Genomic DNA, 22,175 nt, shown 5'->3' with positions numbered 1-22,175 from the left:
GATTGGCGATGGCCACTCCCCTTGCGGGGAGCCGGCCGCCATCGCCAGCACTTGCTGAAAAGGTGAAGTCAGCTCGTCAGAGCGTGCGTCCGGCGCGACCGTTTAGGACTGGTGCGCCGCCTTGCTGAATTTCCATGACGAAGCGGATGGGGCGCCCCGCGGAATCGCCCAGGTCACGCGCGGTCACGAGCACCAGGTGGTTTGGTCCCGACGATGTATCGATCTGGGTGATCTGCGGAGAAAAATCCGACACCGTCGCGACTTCGAGTGTGCGCCGGACGCCGCCGAGGTTCATCGAAATCTGATCGCCGACGGAAATCGCCTTGGTGACTGGCGTGGTTCCGTCGCGCATGGCGGTCAACCAGTAGTCTTCTGAGCCCGAAATCGGTGCGGAGTTGGCCGCGACGACATCCTTGGCTGGGACGCTCGTCCGGTTGAGGGCAGTCTGGAAGCTCTTGCGGAGGACGGTTTCGCTATTGGCGAAAAGCAACGCAGCAGCGATGGCTGCGACGGCTGCGCCGGCAGTCAAACCCAACCAAAAGGGCCTCAAGTCCTGCTTCGTCATGCTTTGGCCTCCAGCATTCCTATCAGGCGACGACCCGGCTCAAATGCCTGTTCGTCGCCATCAGAGGTACAGTCCAGATTAAGGCAATTCAATAGCGCGTCGCGCCACATCGGCCGATAACCCTATCCCGTCTGCCGGAAAGGGCAAATCGCGGTGCGTAAACGCGCTTCACATGCCTAAGAATTGCTAAATTTAGCGCCGCGAGCATCGAAAATGCCATCCCGAGCAGTCCCCACGCTGCGGTTGTGCCGGTTTGGCGGTAAACCGCGTCGGCAGGAGAGCTGGCCGTGGCAATCTGGACAATCGGCAGGGGGGCAGGCGCGGCCACGGCCTTCAAAGTGGATGTCGCGGCCGTGTGGTGGAGGCCAGCGAAGGGGGCCGAGTAGGTTCCGGCCTTCACCGGCGCGACGAACATCGTCGAGACCAGGACGAAGGCCAATCCCGCTACGGCCGCGTCGATCAAAGGACGCCATAACTGATGGGAGCACACCGGCTGTGCGGCGCCGATTTTCCGGCGGTTGCGAGTTTCCGGCTGAACGCTGACAGGCATCGTCTCAATTCCTCCCGCTCGTCATCGACTTGATAAGTAGATCACGTGATGAGCAAGTTGACTTGCGCTTCTGGGCGGCCTTGGGTTCGGATTGTGGCACACGCTCATGAATTGGGCGGTCCACGATATTTCCGGCGTGTTTGTTGCGCGGTGGCATCAGCGCGGATGCGTCTGCCGGGCGTCAGCTTTGAGAAAACGCTGTCTTGCGACAAGGAAACATTGCAATTACGGTCCGCGCCGCTTATTCGCGACGCGAAAAAGCTAGATCTCAATTCCGAAAATAGGCCGCTTAAACATGGGCTTCATCGCCGACAGTCTGAACCGCATCCAACCTTCCGCGACCATCGCCGTTTCCATGAAGGCGCGACAGCTCAAGTCGCAAGGGCGCGATATCGTTTCGCTGTCAGCGGGCGAGCCGGATTTCGATACGCCGCAGAACATCAAAGATGCCGCCAAGAAGGCGCTCGACGAGGGCAAGACGAAATACACGGACGTCGACGGCATTCCCGAACTCAAGGCGGCGATCGTCGCGAAGTTCAAGCGCGACAACGGGCTCGACTACAAAACGAGTCAGGTATCGGTCGGCACGGGCGGCAAGCAGGTGCTCTATAATGCGCTGCTTGCGACGCTCAATCCGGGAGACGAGGTCGTCATTCCGTCGCCCTGCTGGGTCTCTTACGCCGACATCGTGATCCTCGGCGGCGGCAAGCCGGTGTTTGCCGAGACGACGCTCGAAGACGGCTACAAGCTCCGCGCGGAAGCGCTCGAAAAGGCGATCACGCCGAAGACCAAGTGGTTCATCTTCAATTCGCCGTCCAACCCGACGGGAACGGCCTATTCGGCTGAAGATCTGAAAGTGCTGACGGACGTGCTGCTCAAGCATCCGCACGTGTGGGTGCTGACGGACGATATGTACGAGCACCTGCTCTACGACGGGCTGAAGTTCGCGACGCCGGCGCAGGTGGAACCGAAGCTCTACGATCGCACGCTCACGATGAACGGGCTGTCGAAGGCTTACTGCATGACCGGCTGGCGTCTCGGATATGCCGCGGGTCCGGAGATTCTCATCAATGCCATGCGCAAGCTGCAGTCGCAGTCGACGTCGAACCCGTCGTCCATCGTGCAGTGGGCAGGCGTCGAGGCGCTCAACGGGCCGCAGGACTTCATTGCGGCGAACAACAAGGTTTTCGTCGAACGGCGGGATCTCGTCGTCAGCATGCTGAACCAAGCGAAGGGCTTGCAGTGCCCGAAGCCGCAGGGTGCGTTCTACGTCTATCCGAGCATCAAGGCGTTGGTGGGCAAGACGAGCAAATCCGGGACCGTCATCAAGAACGATGAAGACTTCGTCACGGCGTTGCTGGAGGAAGAAGGCGTTGCCGTCGTGCATGGCGCCGCGTTCGAGGGGTCGCCATCGTTCCGCGTGTCTTATGCGGCTTCCACCGAGTCGCTGAAGGATGCCTGCACGCGCATCCAGCGCTTCTGCGGAAATCTCACCTGAAAAACATAAAGCGCGCGACTTCGGTCGCGCGCTCTTCAAATCCAGTAGTCGCCTGCTTCGCTTGTCAGGCCGGCGTTGCGCCGTGGTGAACGAAGCGGTCGGTGAACCAATCCCAGGCGTTGGCAATGTGGCCTGTCAGCGGCTTGCCATCGACGGACGGTACAACCGGTCTCCAAATCGCGATCGCCGTCGCCGGCTGCGACTTGAATTCAAACACCTGCGGTTCAGCGCCGAAAGTCTCGGGCAGTTGTTCTTCGGCGGCCATGACATATCCAGCAGCATTGGCTGCGGACATCAATGTTTCAATACTCATAACCCAGCCTCGCATTTCCTGAGCCAACGTCCCTCTGACTCATTCCGAATTTCTCGCCAGTGCCCTTAGAACGCGCGAAACGCCGGAAGAGTTCACAATGCGGCAAGTTTAAAGTTATTCAAGTTATTTTTGGCTTTCGACAGCGGTCCGGAAGAGCAATTTTGAAAGTCACTTTGGCGTTGCAGTATAGAATCGCCCTTACGCAGTAATTCTACCGCGTTGCAATACATTCTTCACGAAACTGTGCGGCGAATCACGTTGTGCGGATTGGGCTTTGGAGCGACCATCGACGGGCCGCTCTCTTCCGAGGTGCGGGGCGCGGCTGCATGCGCGCGCCTCGCAAATCGGAGGCAATCATGACGAGCCCAGATGGCCCGAAGGGCGGAAATGGCACTCACGGAAATAGGCCTGGGGTCCGAGGCGCGCGCTGCATAGCGCTCATCGGACCCTTCGCCAGCGGTAAGACGACACTTCTCGAAGCCATACTTGCCCGCACGGGCACCATTTCGCGAGCCGGATCGATCGTAGCCAACTCGACCGTCGGCGACAGCACACCGGAAGCTCGCGAGCACGCGATGAGCGTCGGTCTCAACGTCGCCGACGCGTCATTCCTCGGGGAAAATTTCACCTTCATAGATTGTCCAGGTTCGGTTGAGTTCGCGCATGAAGGCGCTCTCGCGCTGCCCGCTTGCGATATGGCGGTGGTCGTTTGCGAGGCCGATCCGAAGCGCGTTTCAGCGCTGCAGGTCATTCTCAAGCAACTCGATGACGCGGGCGTCCCGCACATTCTCTTCCTGAACAAAATCGATGCGTCGCCGATACCGGTTTATGACGTCATTCCGAGCCTGCAGCCAGCCAGTGCCAAGCCGCTCGTGCTGCGCCAGATCCCGATCTGGGAAAATGGCATCGCTACGGGCTTCGTCGATCTCGCGTCAGAACGCGCGTACGTCTACCGCGAACATGCTTCCAGCAAGATCATCGAGCTGCCGTCCGCGATCGAAGCACGCGAGAAGGAAGCGCGATTCCAGATGCTCGAGAAACTCGCCGATTACGACGATGAGCTTATGGAGCAGCTACTGGCCGATATTCCGCCGCCCAATGACCGTGTGTTCGATGATCTCTCAAAGGAATTGCGCGACGGTCTGATTTGCCCCGTTCTCATCGGCTCAGCCGAGCATGGGCACGGCATCCTTCGCCTATTGAAGGCGCTTCGTCATGAGTGTCCGTCAGTCGAAGACACGGCAAAGCGGTTGAATCTCGATGGCCAGAAATCCGCGGCTTACGTGTTCAAGAGCGTGCATACGAAGGCTGGCGGAAAACTGTCGTACACGCGTGTTTTCGCCGGCGATATCCCCGATGGCGCGACGGTCACGGGCGCTGACGGGCACGAGCAGCGCGTTGCCGGCATCTTCACCATTCGCGGCGAGGAGGCAGTCAAGCGGGGCACAGCAAAGGCTGGCGAGACAGTGGCGCTCGGCCGGCTCGATAGCATTCGCTCAGGCGAGACGATTGCTGTCGGGAAAGCGGCGATTGCGCAGGTCTCCACGCTTGAAGCTCCGCAGCCCGCGCTCGCAATCGGGCTTGGTCTGAAAGATCGGAAGGACGAGGTGAAGCTGTCGGCTGCGGTCGCCAAGCTCATCGACGAAGATCCGTCCCTGACGCTCGAACACAATGCCGAGATGCATCAAATTCTGCTGCATGGGCAGGGCGAGATGCACATTCGCGTGGCGTTGGAACGGCTGATGCGCAAGTACGGCATCGACGTGCAGCGGGAGAAGCGGCGTGTCGGTTATAAGGAAACGATCCGGACAGCGACGGAAGTCCGCGGGCGGCATAAGAAACAGTCGGGCGGACACGGCCAGTTCGGCGACGTCAAGCTCGACATCAAACCGCTGCCCCGAAGCGGCGGGATCGTCTTCGACGAGAAGATCACCGGCGGGGCCATTCCGAAGAACTTCATTCCGTCGGTTGAAATCGGTGTGCGCGATTACCTCAGTGAAGGTCCGCTCGGGTTTCCCGTTGTCGACGTTGCGGTGACGCTGACGGATGGGTCGTTTCATTCGGTCGATTCATCCGACATGGCGTTCCGCCAGGCTGGGCGGCTGGCGATGTCGGAGGGTCTACCGAAATGCAATCCGGTTCTCCTGGAGCCGATCATGGCGGTATCGATTGCGGTGCCGTCGGAGTCCAATGCGCGGATCAACAGCATCATCTCGCAGCGGCGAGGGCAGATCCTCGGCTTTGACGCGCGTCCGGAATGGCCGGGATGGGATTTGATCCAGGCTCACATTCCGGAAGCGGAGATGGATAGCCTGATCATCGATCTCAGATCGGCAACGGCCGGTGTCGGATCTTTCACTTCGGGGTTCGACCACTTGGCCGAGGTTTCCGGTCGCCTCCGCGATCAAGTGCTTGCCGCGAACCGAGCGGCGGCGGAATAGCAGTGTCGGTTGAGCCTGAACCAATTACGGGCGGCGTTGGCGCCGCCCGTTCCGCTGTCAGGAGCTGCGAGCGGCAGTGGCCTTTTCTGACTTCGTCGCGGCCGCCGCCGGCTTTACCGGGCTCTTCGGGCCTTTGAAGTAATCGGCCATCGCTTCCAGAAACAACGGCGACAAGCCCGCGCCGCCGGCATCGATGTGGGCCTTCAGAGCATTGCGCATGCGCGGCTCCCACGATGCATGGATGTGCTTGGCGATGCCGTCGATGGCTTCAGGTTTCGGGTAGACGGAGAAGTAGTCCGTTATTTGATTGGCCATGCGGACGAGATCGGAAGCTTGCATCGTTGGACCGATTTGTTGGGATTGATTGGAACGTCAGCGATTGAAGATCACGGGACCACCGGGTCCGAGAGACGCCAGAAAGAGATCGGCTTTCTTGGCGAGTTCGAGGGCGAGGGCGGTCGGTGCGGAGACGGTGACTAGGGCCACGATGCCTGCGGTCACCGATTTCTGCACGAGTTCGAAGCTGCAGCGGCTGGTCATCAGGACGAAGCCGTCCGTCCGGTCGATGCCTTGCGTGTAGAGGGCACCGATAAGTTTATCGAGAGCGTTGTGGCGGCCGACGTCCTCGCGGACGAACTGGATCTCGCCGTCTTTCGATACCCAAGCTGCGCCGTGAACCGACCGGTTGAAGCGGTTCATCGGTTGGTGGTCGAAGAGGCTAAGCTCAGCGCGCCGTATGGCTTCGGAACTTGGCGACCATTTCCGGTCGAGCCGCTGCAAGGGCCGAACGGCGGATTCGATATCTTCGACACCGCACAGGCCGCAACCCGTGCGAGCCTCCATGGCGCGTCGTGCGAGACGCGATGTTTCGATCGCAGTCTCAGGCACGGCGACGTCGATCGCCATGCCGCCGTCGACCGGCATCACGAGGATGCCCTGGATCTTCGAAGGATCGGGGACGATGCCTTCGCCGACGAGAAAGCCGGTCGCGAAATCGCGAAGATCCGCCGGCGTCGACATCATGACCGTGTAGGGCTCGGAGTTGATCTGCAGCGCGACGGGCACCTCTTCGGGGAGTTGCCATGTCACGGACTGCGTGCCGGACGCCGCGTGCAGTTCGCCCACGGCGGGGCGCGAGCATAGCTCCGCTCCACCTTGGGGCTGCTTTACAGTTTTCGGCACGACATTCATCGTAGTTCAGCTCCATGCTGGAGGGGCAGAGATTACTCTGCCGGTTCCAGCTTCTTGTCCTTGGCGATGCGCTTGTTCTCGAGTTCGCGCTCCTGCCACTCCGCCTGCCACTCGGACGGGTGGTTGGAAACGGTCACCTGCACCGCCGTCACCTTGTACTCGGGGCAGTTGGTCGCCCAGTCCGAGTTGTCCGTGGTGATGACGTTCGCGCCCGTCACCGGATGGTGGAAGGTCGTATAGACGACGCCCGGCGGCATGCGGTCAGAGACTTTTGCCGTCAGCGTCGTGGCGCCGACGCGGCTCGCGAGCGACACTTTCATGCCAGACTTGATGCCGCGCATTTCCGCGTCGCTGGAATGGATCTCGAGGATGTCCTCGGGGTGCCATGCGACGTTGTCGGTGCGCCGCGTCTGGGCGCCGACGTTGTAGTGCGCCAGGATGCGCCCCGTCGTCAGGATGAGCGGGAAGTTGCGGTTGGAACGTTCTGCCGTCGGGACGAAGCCCGTCAGCATGAAGCGGCCCTTACCGCGCGTGAACTCTTCCGTGTGCATGACGGGCGTGCCAGTCGGGTGCTCATCGTTGCACGGCCACTGAATAGACCCGAGTTCCTCGATCCGGGCGAAGGAGACACCCTCGAACGTCGGCGTGACGCGTGCGATCTCGTCCATGATCTCGGCTGCATTGTTATAACGCATCGGATGGCCCATCGCCGTCGCGATCCGCGAGACCACTTCCCATTCGGGCATGCCCTGCTTCTCGCGCATCACCTTGCGCACGCGATTGATGCGGCGCTCGGCGTTCGTGAACGTGCCGTCCTTCTCGAGGAACGACGTGCCGGGGAGGAACACATGCGCGAACGCTGCCGTCTCGTTCAGGAAGAGGTCCTGCACGATGACGATGTCCATCGACGACAGCGCGTGCTCGACGTGGTGTGTGTTGGGGTCGGACTGGGCGATGTCCTCGCCCTGGATGAAGATACCGCGGAACGAGCCGTCGGATGCCGCATCGAACATGTTCGGGATGCGCAGGCCCGGCTCGCCTTCGAGCTTGGTTCCCCATTCCTTCTCGAAGATGGAGCGAACGTCCGCGTTGGAAACGTGACGGTAGCCCGGGAGCTCGTGCGGGAACGAGCCCATGTCGCACGAGCCTTGCACGTTATTCTGACCGCGCAGCGGGTTCACGCCGACGCCTTCGCGGCCGATGTTGCCGGTGGCCATCGCGATGTTGGCCATGGCCATGACCATCGTCGAGCCCTGGCTGTGTTCGGTGACGCCGAGGCCGTAGTAGATGGCCGCGTTGCCGCCGGTTGCATAGAGGCGGGCCGCCTCGCGAACCTGCTGCGCCGGAACGCCGGTGAGCACTTCCGTCGCTTCCGGTGAATTTTCCGGCCGCTTGATAAACTCTTCCCAGCGATAGAAGTCGGTCGGCTCGCAGCGGCGCTTGACGAACTTGCGGTCGATCAGGTTTTCGGTCGCGATGACGTGACCGATGGCGTTCATGATCGCGACGTTGGTCGAAGGCTGAAGCTGCAGATGGTATGAAGCTTCGACGTGCGCCGAACGCACGATGTCGGTGCGGCGCGGATCGATGACGATCAGTTTTGCGCCTTCGCGGATGCGCTTTTTCATGCGCGACCCGAAGACGGGGTGACCGTCGGTCGGATTGGCGCCGACGACCATTATGACGTCGCACTTGTCGACGCTCTTGAAGTCTTGAGTGCCGGCGGATTCACCGAACGTCTGCTTCAGGCCGTAGCCGGTCGGCGAATGGCAGACGCGGGCGCAGGTGTCGATGTTGTTCGTGTGGAAGGCGCCGCGGACCATGCGCTGGACGGCGTAGACTTCTTCGTTCGTCGTGCGTGACGACGTGATGCCGCCGATCGAATCCTTGCCGTACTTCGCCTGCGTTTCCTTCAGGCGCTGTGCGGCGTAGTTGATCGCTTCGTCCCACGACACGACTTGCCACGGATCGGTGATCTTCTCGCGGATCATCGGCGTCAGCACGCGATCCTTGTGGGTCGCGTAGCCGAAGGCGAAACGACCCTTGACGCAGGAGTGCCCTTCGTTCGCGCCTCCGTCTTTATAAGGCACCATGCGCGCGACTTCCTCGCCGCGCATTTCGGCTTTGAACGAGCAGCCGACGCCGCAGTAGGCGCAGGTCGTCACGACGGAGTGTTCGGGCTGGCCGAGGTCGAGCACGGACTTTTCGATCAGGGTTGCCGTCGGGCAGGCCTGAACGCAGGCGCCGCACGACACGCATTCCGATGCCAGGAACTCTTCGTCCATACCGGCAGAAACGTGCGAGGCGAAGCCGCGGCCATCGATCGTCAGCGCGAACGTGCCCTGCACTTCTTCGCAAGCGCGGACGCAACGCGAGCAGACGATGCACTTCGAGGGATCGAACTGGAAGTAGGGGTTCGAGGTGTCCTTCGGCTTGAAGCGGTCATTGGCTTCGCCATCGGCGCGCTTTGCAAAGACGTGGTTTTCACCGTCGTAGCCGTAGCGGACTTCGCGGAGGCCAACGGCGCCCGCCATATCTTGAAGCTCGCAGTCGCCATTGGCGCCGCAGGTCAGGCAGTCGAGCGGATGATCGGAGATGTAAAGCTCCATGACGCCCCGGCGGATGTTGGCGAGGCGCGGATTCTGCGTCTGGACCTTGATGCCGGGCGCGACAGGCGTCGTGCACGAAGCGGGCGTTCCCCTGCGGCCTTCGATTTCGCAAAGACAGAGGCGGCATGAGCCCCAGGCGTCGAGGCTATCGGTTGCGCACAGCTTCGGAATCTGGATGCCGAGCTGCATCGCGGCGTTCATGATCGACGTGCCTTCGGCAACCGTGATCTCTTGGCCGTCGATCTCCAGCGTCACCATTTTGGTGGCTTCGTGAATCTCGGGCGTGGGTGTGCCGTAGTCGATCTCTTTGATGAGGGTCATCGGCTTGACGTGGTGGTTCATCGAGCGTCCTCGTTGAGGATGTCTAATCCTGAAATTACTCTGCAGCGTCCGCTAGAAACTTATTCGGTGACGGCTTGTGGAAGTCCTCGGGGAAACCACGAACCGCGCTCATGACCGGGAACGGCGTCAGTCCGCCCATTGCGCAGAGCGATCCGTCCGCCATCGTCACGCATAGATCTTCGAGCAGGGCCAAATTCTTCGTGCGATCGACATCGTCGATGATCTTGTCGATCACCTCGACGCCGCGTGTCGAACCGATGCGGCAGGGCGTGCACTTGCCGCAACTTTCGATCGTGCAGAACTCCATCGCGAAGCGGGCCTGCTTGGCCATATCGACCGTATCGTCGAACACGACGAGACCGCCGTGGCCGACCATCGCGTCAACCTTGGCGAATTCCTCGTAGTCCATCGGCACGTCGAACTTGGATTCCGGGATGTAGGCGCCGAGGGGCCCACCGACCTGGACAGCGCGTACCGGACGGCCGGTCGCCGTGCCGCCGCCCCAGTCTTCGATCAACTGACGCGTCGTGACGCCGAAGGCCTTCTCGACAAGTCCGCCTTGCTTGATGTTGCCGGCGATCTGGAATGCGAGCGTGCCACGCGAGCGGCCGACGCCGTAGTCGCGATAGAACTCTCCGCCTTTGTCGATGATGATCGGTACGGCGGCGAAGCTCATCACGTTGTTGATGATCGTCGGCTTGCCGAACAGACCCTCAATCGCGGGGATCGGGGGCTTGAAGCGAACGATGCCGCGCTTGCCCTCGATGCTTTCGAGCATGGAAGTTTCTTCGCCGCAGATGTAGGCGCCCGCGCCCATGCGCACGAAAAGATCGAACGAGAAATTCGTTCCCTGAATATTATCGCCGAGCCAGTTGGCGCGACGTGCGATCTCGATGGCTTCACGCAGAACGTGCACCGAGTGGGGATATTCGGAACGGACGTAGATGTAACCCTTCTGCGCGCCGCCCGCGACGGCTGCGATCGTCATGCCTTCGATCAGGCAGAATGGATCGCCTTCCATCAGCATGCGGTCGGCAAAGGTGCCGCTGTCGCCTTCGTCGGCGTTGCAAGCCACGTACTTTTCGCCGGCAGGAAGATCGTGAACCGTCTTCCATTTGATGCCGGTCGGGAAGCCCGCGCCGCCGCGGCCGCGAAGGCCCGAGGTCGTCACTTCCGTGACGATGTCGATCGGTTTCATCTGGAGGGCTTTCGCAAGCCCCTGGTATCCGCCGTGCTTGCGGTAATCTTCGATCGAGAGGGGATCGGTGATGCCGCAGCGCGCGAACGTCAGCCGTTCCTGATTTTTGAAGTAGGGAATTTCTTCGGTCAGGCCGTGGCCCAACGCATGGGCTTTGCCTTCGAGAAAGCCTGCATCGAAGAGGCCTGCCACATCGCTTGCCGCGACGGGACCATAGGCAACGCGACCGTTCGAAGTTTCCACTTCGACGAGCGGCTCGAGATAGAGCATGCCGCGCGAACCGTTGCGGACGATCTCAACGTCGAGCTTGCGCTTCTTTGCTTCCGAAGAAATAGCGGCTGCAACTTCATCGGCGCCGACCGAGAGCGCTGCGGCATCGCGGGGTACGAAAACCTTGATCATTCCGCGGCCTCCTTCTCGAGTCCGCCGATGATATCATCGAAACGTTTCGGATCGACTTTTCCGTAAAGCTTTTCGCCAACCATGATCGCGGGCGACAGCGCGCAGTTACCGAGGCAGAAGACCTGCTCGATGGTGACGAGGCCGTCGGCCGTGGTCCCACCAAGGGGGGTGCGCAGCGATCGCTCAGCGTGCTGACATAGCGCGTCGGTGCCCATTGCCTGGCAAGCTTCGGCGCGACAGATCTTGACGACGTGCTTGCCGACCGGATGACGCTTGAACTCGTGGTAGAATGTCAGGACGCCGTAAATCTCAGCGCGCGAACGATTTAATGCCTTAGCGATCACCGGCAGCGTGGCGTCCGGCACGTAGCCGAGCTGGTGCTGCAAGTCGTGGAAGATCTCGAGAAGCTCGTCGGGCTTGTTTCCATGGCGCGCACATACCGCCAGAGCTGCGACCTCAGCAGGGGTCGGAGCGGGGAATTGTTCCACCCGTGAGCCGTTTGATTGTTTACCGGCCTTCTTCGCCATGTTTGGCGTTTCCTCAGTGTTTTGTTGGCGGTCGCCGTGACGCAGGAAGCCACTTTGCCGCATAGTGGTTAAGTGTGGCATCCCGCCCTGGTATTCAAATCGATATGGTCGATCTCATCATAGATTTCATCTATGGGGCGACGCAATAACTGCGGGAAATCTCATAGTTTGAGGCAAAGGAGACGGACTAAGTGTCCGTTTCTCATGAAGAAATAATGTTTACTGAAAATTTGGCGGCAGCCGCCTGAAAGGCGCGGACGAGGGGTGCGACAGGATCGCGATCCTGTGTAACCAGCCCAACACTGTGAGCGACTTTGGGTTCTACCAGGGGGATGGCCTTCAGTCCGGAGTCGCTGCCGAGCAGCTCCAAGAGATAATGAGGCATCACGCTGGCGAGCTGCATCAGCCTGACATTTGAATAAAGATTGATCACCGAGTTGGTTTCGAGTGCGGGCGAGGGGCGGCATCCGGCATCGTGAAAAGCCCGGTCGATGATTCGCCTGTTCTGCATGTTCGACGTCAGCAGTCCGAGGGGCAATTCGGCCGCTTCGCGCCAAGTCACGGTCTCACGATCGGCCAGGGGGTGGCCGTCGGGGATGAAGAGACAGTAGTGTTCGGAATAGAGAGGCGTCGCGATGAGGCCGTTGATCGGTTCGTTGTCGAGATAGGAAATGCCGGCGTCGATCGAATATTCCTCGAGCCCGCGCAGAATTTCTTCCGAGCTCATGGACATGATCGTGAAGTTGATCTGCGGATGCAGGCGTTGGACGTCCCGCGTCAGGTAGGGGATCATAGGCAACGCGGACGGTATGGCGCCGAGCGTCAGCCTGCCGGTCAGGCCGAAGTCACTTATTGCGAGGTGGGCCAGCTCCTGGTGCATCGAGGCCCAGTTGTTGAGGATGAGTTGCGCCCACTTGAGAACGCGCTCTCCCTCCTGGGTCAGCCCCTGATAACGCTGACCGCGCTCCACGATCGGCACGCCAAGCTCAAGCTCGAGCTGGCGGATACGCCCTGAGAGCGTCGGTTGCGTGACGTTGCACGCCTGGGCCGCACGCGTGAAATGTTTTTCGCGTGCGAGGGCGACGAGATATTGAAGCTGCCGGATGTCCATTTGTCTCTCTCTCCCGAGAGAGGGCTAATCATCGACGGTTCAATAATCAAATGCAATCGAGCCGCCCATTCATGGCTCGATCGGCCCGCACGGGCGTCCAAGTCTGCTGAGGGTTTTAGAATTCGGGGCCACCAGCGTCGAAGACGTGGCCCGAAAGCGAACGTCCACGGCGCGATGCGAGATGGAGCGCCAGCGTCGCAACGTCGGGCTCATTGGTAAGGTACGCGCCGGAGCGGCTGCCATCATAGAAGGCCCGCGGACCGACGCCGTTGATGCGGATGCCTTTGCCGCCCCATTCGCGGGCTTCGTTAGCAATCATTGCAGCGAGCGCGGTGCGCGCGAAACCGGCAACAGCGGCGGTGCGGCGATCCTGGGGCTCGGGCATTTTCAGAACGTTCAAGACCATCCCTTCGCTCAGCACCACGCACATGCGGTTGGCGATGACGCGCGTCAGCTGGGCGAGCGGGGCAAGTTTCGCCGATACGAGGGCTTCGAGATCGCCGTCGGCGCGGAGCGACTGAATTTCGGTGGAGGAGATCGACGTCATATTGATTGCGACATCGAGGCCGCCGTAGGTCTGGGCCGACGTCTGCGCGAATTTCGCGGCGCAATCGGCATTTGATATGTCGAGCGTGTGGAGGCGAATTTCGCTGGCGCTTTGCGTCAACAGCGCGGCCAGTTCGACCAGTTCGGGGGAAAGGTCGGTCGTATGGACAACAAGGCGCGCTTTCAGATCCGCGAACGCGCGTGCAACGTCAACGCCTGCTACGCCCGTGAGACCCGTGATCAGGATGCGCGCCCGCGCAAGTTCACTCGAGACTTCACTTTCGACGCTGGCACCCACTCGATCCATGTACATGCGCTCTTCCCCTCCTGACACTACGCTAAACCGGCGAACGCGAGAGGCGCCGTCGGTCGCACGATAGCACGCCGATTCGCCTAACGAGACCTAAACAGCGCGCCGATTCGGGTTTGCGGGAGACAGGTCAAGGGCGCTTTTGCGACTATGCACCGCCGCGGAACATATGTTCGCCAAGTATAATCGTGTGACCTCCGCGCCCCGCCGGGGGTATGATCTCACCGGTTGTGCCGATGACGCGCGAAAAGGTGGTGATAGCGGTCACCGGTACATTGCTTCCGTTCATCCGTCTGCGAAGGTTGGAGTAAGACGAATCGAAGGCAGCCTGGAACACCATGACAAAGCAGGACAATTCAAAGCCGCAGGCCAGTGTCGCTCCGCTCGACATCGCTGCGCCGTCGCAGGCTCTCGGACCCGCTCCACTGTCGGGGCCCGCTGCGCCTACAACCGGTGATGCAACCGAGACGCCGCCCGAGCAACAATCGAGGGACGGCCTCATCTTGGTTTCTATCCTGATCGTTTCGGCGGCGATTGCCATGATGTGCTTTGCACAGATTGGTCTTTCGCTGCCCGTTTCGCTCGCCACGGGCGCCGTCGTACTGGCGTTGTCGATGCTGGTTCACAAGCAGGTTCAGAAATCCGCGCAGATTGCGCAGCTCAAAGCCGAGCTTGCGCAGACGCGTCACGATGCGAAGCCGAATGAGGTGAAGGCGAAGGCCGCGCCGGCGCGTCCGACCGCTGCTGCCACCGTGTCTCCCGTACCTGGGCCTCCCGTTGCGCCGGTTTCCAGCACGCCGGAAGCGCGGATCCGCGAACTCAGCCGCGATATCGGCAATCTGGTGCCGCGCCCGGAAGCTGCTTCGCCGGCGCAACCCGTCAGTGCACCGCAGCCGCAGCAAAAGCCGGTTGCCGCGGATCATCCGACGGCACGCCCTCTCGCGTCTGCCGACATTATGTCTGGTGCCGACAAGTCAGGACGTCCCGCGCCGCGCGCCTTCATGCAACCGGCAGGGCAGCCGTTCCTCGAGGTTCCTGTGAAAGCGCCGTTGACGCCGCCATCGGAGGCCAAAGACCGTCCGACGTTCTCGGCTCCAGTGGCCGACAGGCCGGCCCCCGAGGCGGGCCGTGAGCGCTGGTCGTTCCGCCGGCGTGTCGACGCGCAGCCACAGCAGCCGCAGGCAAAAGGCTTGACGCCCCCTCCGAGCTGGTCGCCTGCCATAGACGCAACGTTGCCTAGCAATACAGCGATGACGATCGAGGGCGATCTCGAGCTGGTTCAGCGGAAGATCAAAGAACTCGCAGACGAAGTGAACGCCGCCGAAGCGATGCGCGCTCCGAAGCCCGTGCGTGGAAACGACCGCGCGAAGTCGCCCTCAAGCGCGCTTGAGGATTCCATCGGTGCGCTCAGGGCGGTTGCCAACACCATGCGGCAACGTCCTTCGTTCGGCGATTTTGTTCCTGCGCTCGATACGGCAGCGTCGAAGCCGATGTCGGCTCCGGCCACGACTCCTGCACCGGCACCGGCAGCGACGTCCGCCCCGGCACCAGCACCAGCCCCAACACCGGCACCGGCGTTCGTTCCGCCGGCCGCGACGGAGCCGTCACCCGCGCCGTCGCAAGGCCTCGGAGAGCTAATCATTCCGGCGACTGCCGAGCGTATCGCTGGTTTCGAGCCGGAAGAAGAGCTGAGCGCAGAGGAAGGATTCGAAGAGCCGAGTTTCGAGGAGCCAGCGCGTGTCAAAGCAGAAGAGGCGTTGCCGCTTCCCGAACTGACGCTTCCTGAGCTGCCGATTCTGGAGTTCGCGGCCGAAGCGGCGCCGACGCCGGAATTGCCGCCCCGTGCAGCCGCGATTGCGCGCGCGATCGAAGACGAGATGCTGGATGTGATGCTCGGGCCGATCGTTACCCTCGCGGAGCATTCGGTCGGGCATTACGAGATGACGACCAATCTGCGGTCGCCCGGCGGCGATGTTCTGGAATTGAACGAAGACGATTTCGCTTTGATCGGCGAACTCGATTCGCGCTTTGATATCGAGCGTCTCAATCGCGCCGCGGCTCTCGCGGCTCGGATGGATGCTCGCGATCGGGGTGGTTTGCTGTTGACGAACTTCCTCGGATCGTCGGTCACGAGCAGGGCATTCCTTGAATCCTTCGCTCACACCTACGAAGCCCGGCCGAGAATTGCCGCGCAGCTTGTGCTGACGTTCTCTCAGCATTCGCTCGATAGCTTGACGCCGGCCGCATGGCAGGCGCTCCGCGATATGAACTCGTTCGGTTTCCGCTTTGCGCTCGATCAGGTCGAGCACATGGGAACGGACTTCGCGACGCTTCAGCAAACCGGCTTCCAGTTCGTCCGGGTCGCTGCACAAACGCTTCTGAGCGGTATGACGGCTCGCGATCGCTTTGTGCCGGCGGACGAGATCTTGCAGCGGGCGACGCTGGCGGGTCTGTCGGTCATCGCAAGCGGGATTACCGATGCCGCGACGCAGAAGCGTCTGCTTGAAGCGGGCGTTCTGCTTGGCCAGGGACCGCTCTTTGGCGCTCCGCGTCAGGTCAACGTGAATGGCGGCGGTGCGCCCGCCAATCATTCGGCCGCCGCATAACCGACCGAGCGCGACTGCCCAAAACAACGTGTGACGACGGAGCCGGATGACAGTCCGGCTCCGGCTCGTTTATAGGCCGAAAATCGAGGTCGCATTCACGGATCTCGCGTAAGGGCCTCGCATGACCGCCATTCCGCTTATCGCTTCCATCGCGCCGTTTGCCGCCTCGTCCGACCTCTGGTTCGTCGACATATGGGGCGTGCTGCACAATGGCGTTCGGCCGTTCGCGTCAACGGTCGGGGCTTGCGAGGCTTTCCGGAAGCAGGGCGGGACAGCGCTGCTCGTCACCAACTCTCCCCGTCCGCACGAGAGCGTCATGCGCCAGCTCGACGGCATCGGCGTATCGCGTGCCGCCTACGATGGGATCGTGAGTTCGGGCGATGTTTCCCGGAGCCTGATCGAAGCCTGGGCTGGGCGGCGCATCCTCCATATCGGACCGGGACGCGATCTGCCGATTTTCGCTGGACTTGGTGCTGTACCCGGCGCATCCGCTGACGATGCGGAGGTCGCCGTCTGCACCGGGCTCTACGATGACGAAACCGAGACGCCGGACGATTATTCGGCGCTGTTTCAAAAGCTCCAGGCGCGCAGCGTGCCGATGATCTGCGCCAATCCCGATTTGAAGGTGGAGCGCGGCGGCCGCATCATTTATTGCGCCGGTGCGATCGCTGCTGCTTATGCGGCGCTGGGTGGCGCCGTGAGTTATGCGGGCAAGCCCTATCAACCGATTTACGATTTGGCGCTGCGCACTGGATCGGATCTGCGCGGGGGCGCCGTTGGCAAGGACCGCGTGCTCGCGATCGGGGACGGCGTTGCGACGGACATCGCGGGCGCCGCGGATTTCGGGATTCGTTCGGTCTTCATCGCGAGCGGTGTTCATGTGCGCTCGGATGAAGCGCTCGCCGAGGCGGCCGGGCGGCTTTTCCCATCGGATAAGCCGCAGCCGGTCGCGGTGATGAAAAGCCTGGATTGGTAATCCAGCCGCTTTCGAGGCCGCCGCTCAGGCGACCGTCAAGACGATCTTGCCGATATGTTCGCTACTCTCCATGCGCGCGTGGGCTTCGCTCGCTTGGGCGAGGGGATAGGTGCTGTCGATTGGAACCTTGATCTGCCCCGCGGCGATGCGAGGAATGACGTGCTCTTCGATGCTGCGGGCGATGTGGCCTTTCACTTCGTTCGAGCGAATGCGCAATGTCGATCCGGTGAGCGTCAGCCGCTTCAGCATCACGCGCATGAAGTCGACCGTTGCGGTGGAGCCCTTCTGAAAGGCGATGTTGACGAGACGACCGTCGTCGCCGAGCGAGCGAATGTTCTTCTCGATGTAGTCGCCGCCGACCATGTCGAGGATCACGTCGACGCCTTTGCCGGCGGTCTCGCTCTTGATCACCTGCGCGAAATCAGCAGTTCGGTAATTAATTGCGACGTCGGCGCCGAGCGCGCGTGCGGCTTCGCATTTTTCGTCGGAACCAACGGTCGTGAAGACGGTCGCGCCAAACGCTTTCGCGAGCTGGATCGCGGTGACGCCGATGCCACCTGTGCCGCCGTGGACGAGGAATTTCTCGCCGTCCTTGAGGTGGCCGCGATCGAACACGTTGTGCCAGACCGTGAAAAACGTCTCCGGGATCGCTGCCGCTTCGACGAATGAGATCGCGTCCGGCTTTTTGATGCAGGACAGCTCGGACACCGCGACGTATTCGGCGTATCCGCCACCGGGGACGAGCGCCAGGACGGCATCGCCGAGGGCGAAATGATCAGCTTTCTCTCCAAGCGCCGCAATCACACCCGAAACTTCGAGGCCCGGCAGCTCCGAATGACCTTTGGGCGCCGGATAATTTCCCTGCCGTTGAAGGACATCAGGACGGTTTACGCCGGCAGCTGCAACCTTGATCAAGACTTCGCCGGGTTTGGGTTGCGGAACCGGCACTTCGGTCAGCTTCAACACCTCGGGGCCGCCCGATCCCGCGATAGCAACGGCTTTCATCGATGTCGGCAGATTCATATCGCTCGCTTTCTCGTTAAGGTCGGCGAGAGGAATGCACTCTCATGTCCGTTGGGGCAAGCGGATCGGATCGACGGCAAGGGTTCGTTCCACCGGTCTCGCCGATGACGCGACCAAGGCTCGACCGCTCGGTGCATCTCAAATAAGCTCTCGAAAAAGAGAATTGGAGGAACCGCCATGGACCTCGATGATCTCATGCCGCCAAAGAAGTCGGGCAGCGGCGCGGCCATCGGAGACAATCTCGAAACGCTGTCAGTCGCCGAGCTTGAAAAACGGGTGAAGGATCTCGAAGCGGAGATCGCGCGCGTCAACGTCGAGCTGGGACGAAAGCGCCAGCACGAGGCGGCGGCCCGCGCGCTTTTCAAATCGTGAAGAAGTTCTGAAAGCTTTATTTGAAATGCGCTCTAGGCTGTTCGATTTTGAGAAGGGTCAAACTCGAACACTGTCCCGATTTGCTAACTGTGCAGTGCGCGGCGCGTTACACAGCTTAACTCAACCTTAAGCATATCGCGGCATCTTGTGTGTCGATCCAGGCCATCTGGATATACGCGGCCCCTCTGCCGCTGTATTGACGCCTCCCTGTTGACTTTCGAGCCGCTCGAGTAGGGCGGCTCTTTTTTTGCATTGTCCACAGGAGCTTCGCCCAACTGGGGATATCTGCCCCGTTTTGGGCGTTCTTGTTAACTATGGTGCACTAATGTCAGTTCGTGGTAGCAGTTGCGGACGGGTAAGCGTTTGTATCGTTGAGGGTCATGAGTAACGTATATCGCGTGGACGGCGCGCCTATGGGCGGCGCCACAACGGTCTCGTTCGGTGAGCGGTTTCAGTCCTCCGAGCAGTTCGACCACATCTTCAAGGAAGGCATGGCGCTCGTCGAGCGTACGGCTAGCTACCTTGATGGACCAGGACGTAAAGAAGCCAAGAATCTCGTCGGCGGCGTAGGCGTGCTCTATGCCACCGAAAGCATGCGGCTGACGACTCGGCTGCTCGACCTCGCCTCCTGGCTTTTGATCCGTCGCGCTCTGCGCGAGGGTGAGATCACGGAAGAAGAGGCGTTGAAGAAACGCCGCCGCGTGAAGCTGCAGGCCTTCGGCCGGCCTTCGCACGTCAAAGGTTATTCCGATCTTCCTCAGGGGCTGCAGAGCCTGATCGAGGAAAGCTTCCAGCTGCACGATCGCATTTCGCAGCTCGATCGCGTTCTGGCGAAGCCTTCGGCTGCCGACACGCCGGAAGCGGCCGTCAATCCGGTCGCACAGCAGGTTGGCCTGTTGGAGCGCGCGTTTGCAGGTAAATTCAGCTGAATTCAAGTTCGGTGCGGAACTGAAAAAGCCCGGTCTCGCGACCGGGCTTTTTGTTTTCCAGAGACAGCGTTCGTTCGATCGCGCTTCCGCGATCAGAACATGCCTTCGAACTTCTTCTTGAAGCGCGACAGGCGGCCGCCACGGTCCATCAACTTCGCGTCGCCGCCGGTCCAGGCCGGGTGCGTGTTCGGGTCGATGTCGAGGGTCAGCTTGTCGCCGGCCTTGCCGTAGGTCGAATAGGTCGAGAATTCCGTTCCGTCGGTCATAACCACCGTGATCTGGTGGTAATCCGGGTGGAGGTCAGCGTCTTTCTTCATAGCCTTGGGTCCGTCTTGTAATGCGTTTTCACGGCGAAGCTCTGACGAGCCTCGGCCCCGGTTCGTTGCAAAGGGGACTGAATTGGCCCGTTCTTTAGCCGAGATGAGTACGCGGCACAAGGCCGGATAACGCACCGAACCTGAGTAAACCGTAAGGATTGCCGGGCAAAAAGCGGCCCATTGTCTCTTGAGCCCGGCGGCCTCGTGGGGCATGGTCCGGGCCGGCTCCAGGGTTGAAACATCTTGTTTCCCCGAGCTTTGGACCAAAAAAGGCTTATGAGCAGCGACGTTGCAGATCAGGGCTCCGGACGGGCTCAAACCGCCGACGAGGGTACGCGGCGCTCCCAGCGTGCGGCCCTCAAACCGCTCCTAACCCTCAAGCCCCTGATCCTGGCCCATAAGGGCGCCCTTTGGGGTGCGATCATTGCGCTCGTCGTTTCGGCGTTTGCGATGCTTTCGGTGCCGCTTGCCGTGCGGCGGATGATCGACAATGGCTTCGCCAGCAACGACTCGACGTTGATCAACAACTACTTCGCGACGATGATCGGCATCGGCCTTCTCATCGCGATTGCGAGTCCGGCGCGCTTCTATTTCGTGAACTGGATCGGCGAACGGGTTGTCGCGGACCTTAGGACGAAGGTTTTCGCCCAGCTTGCGAAGCTCGGCCCGGCCTACTTCGATCTCAACCATTCGGGCGAGATCATGAGTCGCCTGACGGCGGATACAACGCAGATCAAGGCCGTCGCCGGTTCAGCGCTGAGCCAGGCCGCGCGCAATGCGATCATGCTGGTCGGCGCGCTCATCATGATGTTCATCACGAGTGCCAATCTGTCGGCTCTCGTCTTTCTCGCGATCCCGATCATCGTTCTGCCGCTCGTTGGATTCGGCCGCGTCGTTCGCCGCTTGTCGCGACAGGCTCAGGACACCCTCGGCGAAGCTTCGGCTTATGCCTCCGAGAACCTCGCCGCCTACCGGACGATGCAAGCCTACGTGAACGAGAAGACGGTTTCCGATCGTTTCTCGCGCGCCGTCGAACGGACGTTCAGCGCGGCGAAACGCCGGATGCTCGCACGCGCGGCGCTGACGGGCGTTGCGATCTTTCTCACCGTCGTCAGCGTGACGGGCGTGCTCTGGTACGGCGCATCCGAAGTCGTCGAAGGCGACATGACCGGCGGCCGGCTCGGACAGTTTGTGCTTTATGCGCTCTTTGCAGCGGGGGCTCTGGCGGAGCTGTCGGAAGTCTGGGGCGAGATCAGTCAAGCGGCGGGCGCGGCTGAGCGTCTTTCGGAAATGATGGCGACGATCCCGGACATCCGTTCGCCGGACAAACCCACGCCGTTGCCGGAGCCGTCGACCGGCACCATCGCTTTCGAGAACGTGACGTTCGCCTATCCGACGCATCCAGCGGAGAAGGCGCTCAACGCCGTTTCATTTCGCGCCAACGCCGGCGAAACGCTGGCGCTCGTCGGTGCATCGGGCGCGGGCAAGACGACCATCTTCAATCTGCTGCTCCGCTTCTACGATCCGAATGAAGGCGTCGTTCGCGTCGATGGGGTCAATGTCGTCGATGCCGACCTGGCGGCGCTCCGCCGGCGTATCGCGCTCGTGCCGCAGGACGTCGCGCTCTTTGCCGATACGGTCGCTGAAAACATTCGCTACGGAACGCCCGGAGCGACGCTTTCAGAAGTTCGCCGTGCGGCGACGGCGGCCCAGGCAGACGAGTTTATCCGGCGTCTTCCGGATGGCTACAATACGAAGCTCGGCGAACGGGGCACTTCGCTTTCCGGCGGCCAGCGTCAGCGCATCGCCATCGCGCGTGCGATTTTGAAGAACGCGCCGATCCTGCTGCTTGACGAAGCAACGAGCGCTCTCGATGCGGAGAGCGAAGGCGCGGTGCAGGCGGCGCTCGAAGACTTGATGCGTGGCCGGACGACGATCGTTATCGCTCACCGGCTCGCAACGGTGCAGAAGGCCGACCGCATTCTCGTCATGGAGAAGGGCCGGATCGTCGAAGCCGGCACGCATATCGAGCTGGTTCGCCGTGGCGGGATTTACGCGCATTTGGCCGAACTGCAGTTCGGGCGCGAAGCCGCCGAGTAGGCATCAGACTTTCTATGTCGCGCATCGCGGCTCCCCTTGTGGGAGCAGGTCGCGATGCGTCCATTTCAACGTGTTTTAATCAGCCATTAATGTCCGCATGCTGATTATTAGCGTTATGAAGGCTCTGACGGTCATTGTCGTGTTGTTTGGCTGCTTCGTGTACGATATTTCGTACAACAACGGCGAGACGATCCATTGGCTCGCCTACACCCTCGGCATTACATAAATTGCCTGAAAGGGCATGGGCTT

20 protein-coding genes are annotated in these 22,175 nt (G+C 61.2%); 8 read left to right on the top strand and 12 right to left on the bottom strand.

Going from position 1 to position 22,175, the window contains the following annotated elements:
* Positions 1–76: 76 nt before the first annotated feature.
* Positions 77–565 carry a hypothetical protein gene (locus G359_RS15700; protein WP_045836889.1) on the bottom strand — a complete coding sequence of 163 codons (489 nt, stop codon included), beginning with the start codon at positions 563–565 and terminating at the stop codon, positions 77–79.
* Between the two features lie 88 nt (positions 566–653).
* On the bottom strand, positions 654–1,115 hold the full coding sequence (locus G359_RS15695; RefSeq protein WP_052699407.1) for a hypothetical protein: 462 nt from the start codon (positions 1,113–1,115) through the stop codon (positions 654–656).
* A 295-nt stretch (positions 1,116–1,410) separates the two neighbouring features.
* On the opposite strand from G359_RS15695, the gene G359_RS15690 reads away from it, so the two are divergent.
* Complete coding sequence (locus G359_RS15690) at positions 1,411–2,613, top strand: pyridoxal phosphate-dependent aminotransferase (RefSeq protein ID WP_045836888.1); 1,203 nt, start codon at positions 1,411–1,413, stop codon at positions 2,611–2,613.
* A gap of 64 nt (positions 2,614–2,677) precedes the next feature.
* On the opposite strand, the gene G359_RS15685 is transcribed toward G359_RS15690, so the two are convergent.
* Positions 2,678–2,926 carry a hypothetical protein gene (locus tag G359_RS15685; protein ID WP_045836887.1) on the bottom strand — a complete coding sequence of 83 codons (249 nt, stop codon included), beginning with the start codon at positions 2,924–2,926 and terminating at the stop codon, positions 2,678–2,680.
* A 356-nt stretch (positions 2,927–3,282) separates the two neighbouring features.
* Between G359_RS15685 and G359_RS15680 the strand changes: the two genes are divergently transcribed.
* Positions 3,283–5,367, top strand: a complete 2,085-nt coding sequence (locus G359_RS15680) for an elongation factor G (protein ID WP_045838098.1) — start codon at positions 3,283–3,285, stop codon at positions 5,365–5,367.
* A gap of 57 nt (positions 5,368–5,424) precedes the next feature.
* Here G359_RS15680 and G359_RS15675 read toward each other — a convergent pair whose 3' ends face one another.
* From G359_RS15675 to G359_RS15645, 7 genes are all read right to left on the bottom strand, one after another.
* A complete protein-coding gene (locus G359_RS15675; RefSeq protein WP_082073104.1) occupies positions 5,425–5,682 on the bottom strand; it encodes a formate dehydrogenase subunit delta in 258 nt (85 codons plus the stop codon).
* A 57-nt stretch (positions 5,683–5,739) separates the two neighbouring features.
* The gene (fdhD, locus tag G359_RS15670; RefSeq protein ID WP_045836885.1) at positions 5,740–6,558 is read right to left on the bottom strand and encodes a formate dehydrogenase accessory sulfurtransferase FdhD; all 819 of its coding nucleotides are present in this window, start codon (positions 6,556–6,558) and stop codon (positions 5,740–5,742) included.
* A gap of 32 nt (positions 6,559–6,590) precedes the next feature.
* A complete protein-coding gene (gene fdhF, locus G359_RS15665; protein WP_045838097.1) occupies positions 6,591–9,488 on the bottom strand; it encodes a formate dehydrogenase subunit alpha in 2,898 nt (965 codons plus the stop codon).
* Between the two features lie 55 nt (positions 9,489–9,543).
* Positions 9,544–11,109 (bottom strand): formate dehydrogenase beta subunit, encoded by a 1,566-nt coding sequence (locus G359_RS15660; RefSeq protein ID WP_045836884.1) that lies wholly within the window; start codon positions 11,107–11,109, stop codon positions 9,544–9,546.
* Entirely contained in the window at positions 11,106–11,636 is a 531-nt protein-coding gene (locus tag G359_RS15655; protein WP_045838096.1) for an NAD(P)H-dependent oxidoreductase subunit E, read from the bottom strand. The genes G359_RS15660 and G359_RS15655 overlap by 4 nt, the downstream gene beginning before the upstream one ends.
* A gap of 202 nt (positions 11,637–11,838) precedes the next feature.
* Complete coding sequence (locus G359_RS15650) at positions 11,839–12,747, bottom strand: LysR family transcriptional regulator (RefSeq protein ID WP_045836883.1); 909 nt, start codon at positions 12,745–12,747, stop codon at positions 11,839–11,841.
* Positions 12,748–12,862: 115 nt separating this feature from the next.
* Positions 12,863–13,606: an SDR family NAD(P)-dependent oxidoreductase gene (locus G359_RS15645; RefSeq protein ID WP_045836882.1), complete on the bottom strand. Its 744-nt coding sequence runs from the start codon at positions 13,604–13,606 to the stop codon at positions 12,863–12,865.
* Between the two features lie 335 nt (positions 13,607–13,941).
* Here G359_RS15645 and G359_RS15635 point away from each other — a divergent pair, with 335 nt between their 5' ends.
* Positions 13,942–16,209, top strand: coding sequence for an EAL domain-containing protein (locus G359_RS15635; RefSeq protein ID WP_045836880.1), 2,268 nt, complete (start codon positions 13,942–13,944; stop codon positions 16,207–16,209).
* 121 nt (positions 16,210–16,330) lie between these two features.
* Positions 16,331–17,185: a TIGR01459 family HAD-type hydrolase gene (locus G359_RS15630; RefSeq protein WP_045836879.1), complete on the top strand. Its 855-nt coding sequence runs from the start codon at positions 16,331–16,333 to the stop codon at positions 17,183–17,185.
* A gap of 24 nt (positions 17,186–17,209) precedes the next feature.
* On the opposite strand, the gene G359_RS15625 is transcribed toward G359_RS15630, so the two are convergent.
* Positions 17,210–18,208 carry an NAD(P)H-quinone oxidoreductase gene (locus tag G359_RS15625; protein ID WP_045836878.1) on the bottom strand — a complete coding sequence of 333 codons (999 nt, stop codon included), beginning with the start codon at positions 18,206–18,208 and terminating at the stop codon, positions 17,210–17,212.
* A gap of 177 nt (positions 18,209–18,385) precedes the next feature.
* Here G359_RS15625 and G359_RS15620 point away from each other — a divergent pair, with 177 nt between their 5' ends.
* Complete coding sequence (locus G359_RS15620) at positions 18,386–18,580, top strand: DUF1192 domain-containing protein (protein ID WP_045836877.1); 195 nt, start codon at positions 18,386–18,388, stop codon at positions 18,578–18,580.
* 380 nt (positions 18,581–18,960) lie between these two features.
* Positions 18,961–19,509: a protease adaptor protein RcdA gene (locus G359_RS15615; RefSeq protein WP_052699406.1), complete on the top strand. Its 549-nt coding sequence runs from the start codon at positions 18,961–18,963 to the stop codon at positions 19,507–19,509.
* 92 nt (positions 19,510–19,601) lie between these two features.
* Here G359_RS15615 and rpmE read toward each other — a convergent pair whose 3' ends face one another.
* On the bottom strand, positions 19,602–19,826 hold the full coding sequence (gene rpmE, locus G359_RS15610) for a 50S ribosomal protein L31 (RefSeq protein WP_045836875.1): 225 nt from the start codon (positions 19,824–19,826) through the stop codon (positions 19,602–19,604).
* Positions 19,827–20,102: 276 nt separating this feature from the next.
* On the opposite strand from rpmE, the gene G359_RS15605 reads away from it, so the two are divergent.
* Together G359_RS15605 and G359_RS21035 are read left to right on the top strand one after the other, a co-directional pair.
* Entirely contained in the window at positions 20,103–21,926 is a 1,824-nt protein-coding gene (locus G359_RS15605; RefSeq protein WP_045836874.1) for an ABC transporter transmembrane domain-containing protein, read from the top strand.
* Between the two features lie 97 nt (positions 21,927–22,023).
* Complete coding sequence (locus tag G359_RS21035) at positions 22,024–22,152, top strand: hypothetical protein (protein WP_256363863.1); 129 nt, start codon at positions 22,024–22,026, stop codon at positions 22,150–22,152.
* Positions 22,153–22,175 lie beyond the last annotated feature (23 nt).

The sequence above is a fragment of the Hyphomicrobium sp. 99 genome, from assembly GCF_000384335.2.
Classification (GTDB): Bacteria; Pseudomonadota; Alphaproteobacteria; order Rhizobiales; family Hyphomicrobiaceae; genus Hyphomicrobium_B.
The sequence above is the reverse complement of the archived record's forward strand: the minus strand, read 5'-3'. Positions and strand labels throughout refer to the sequence as shown.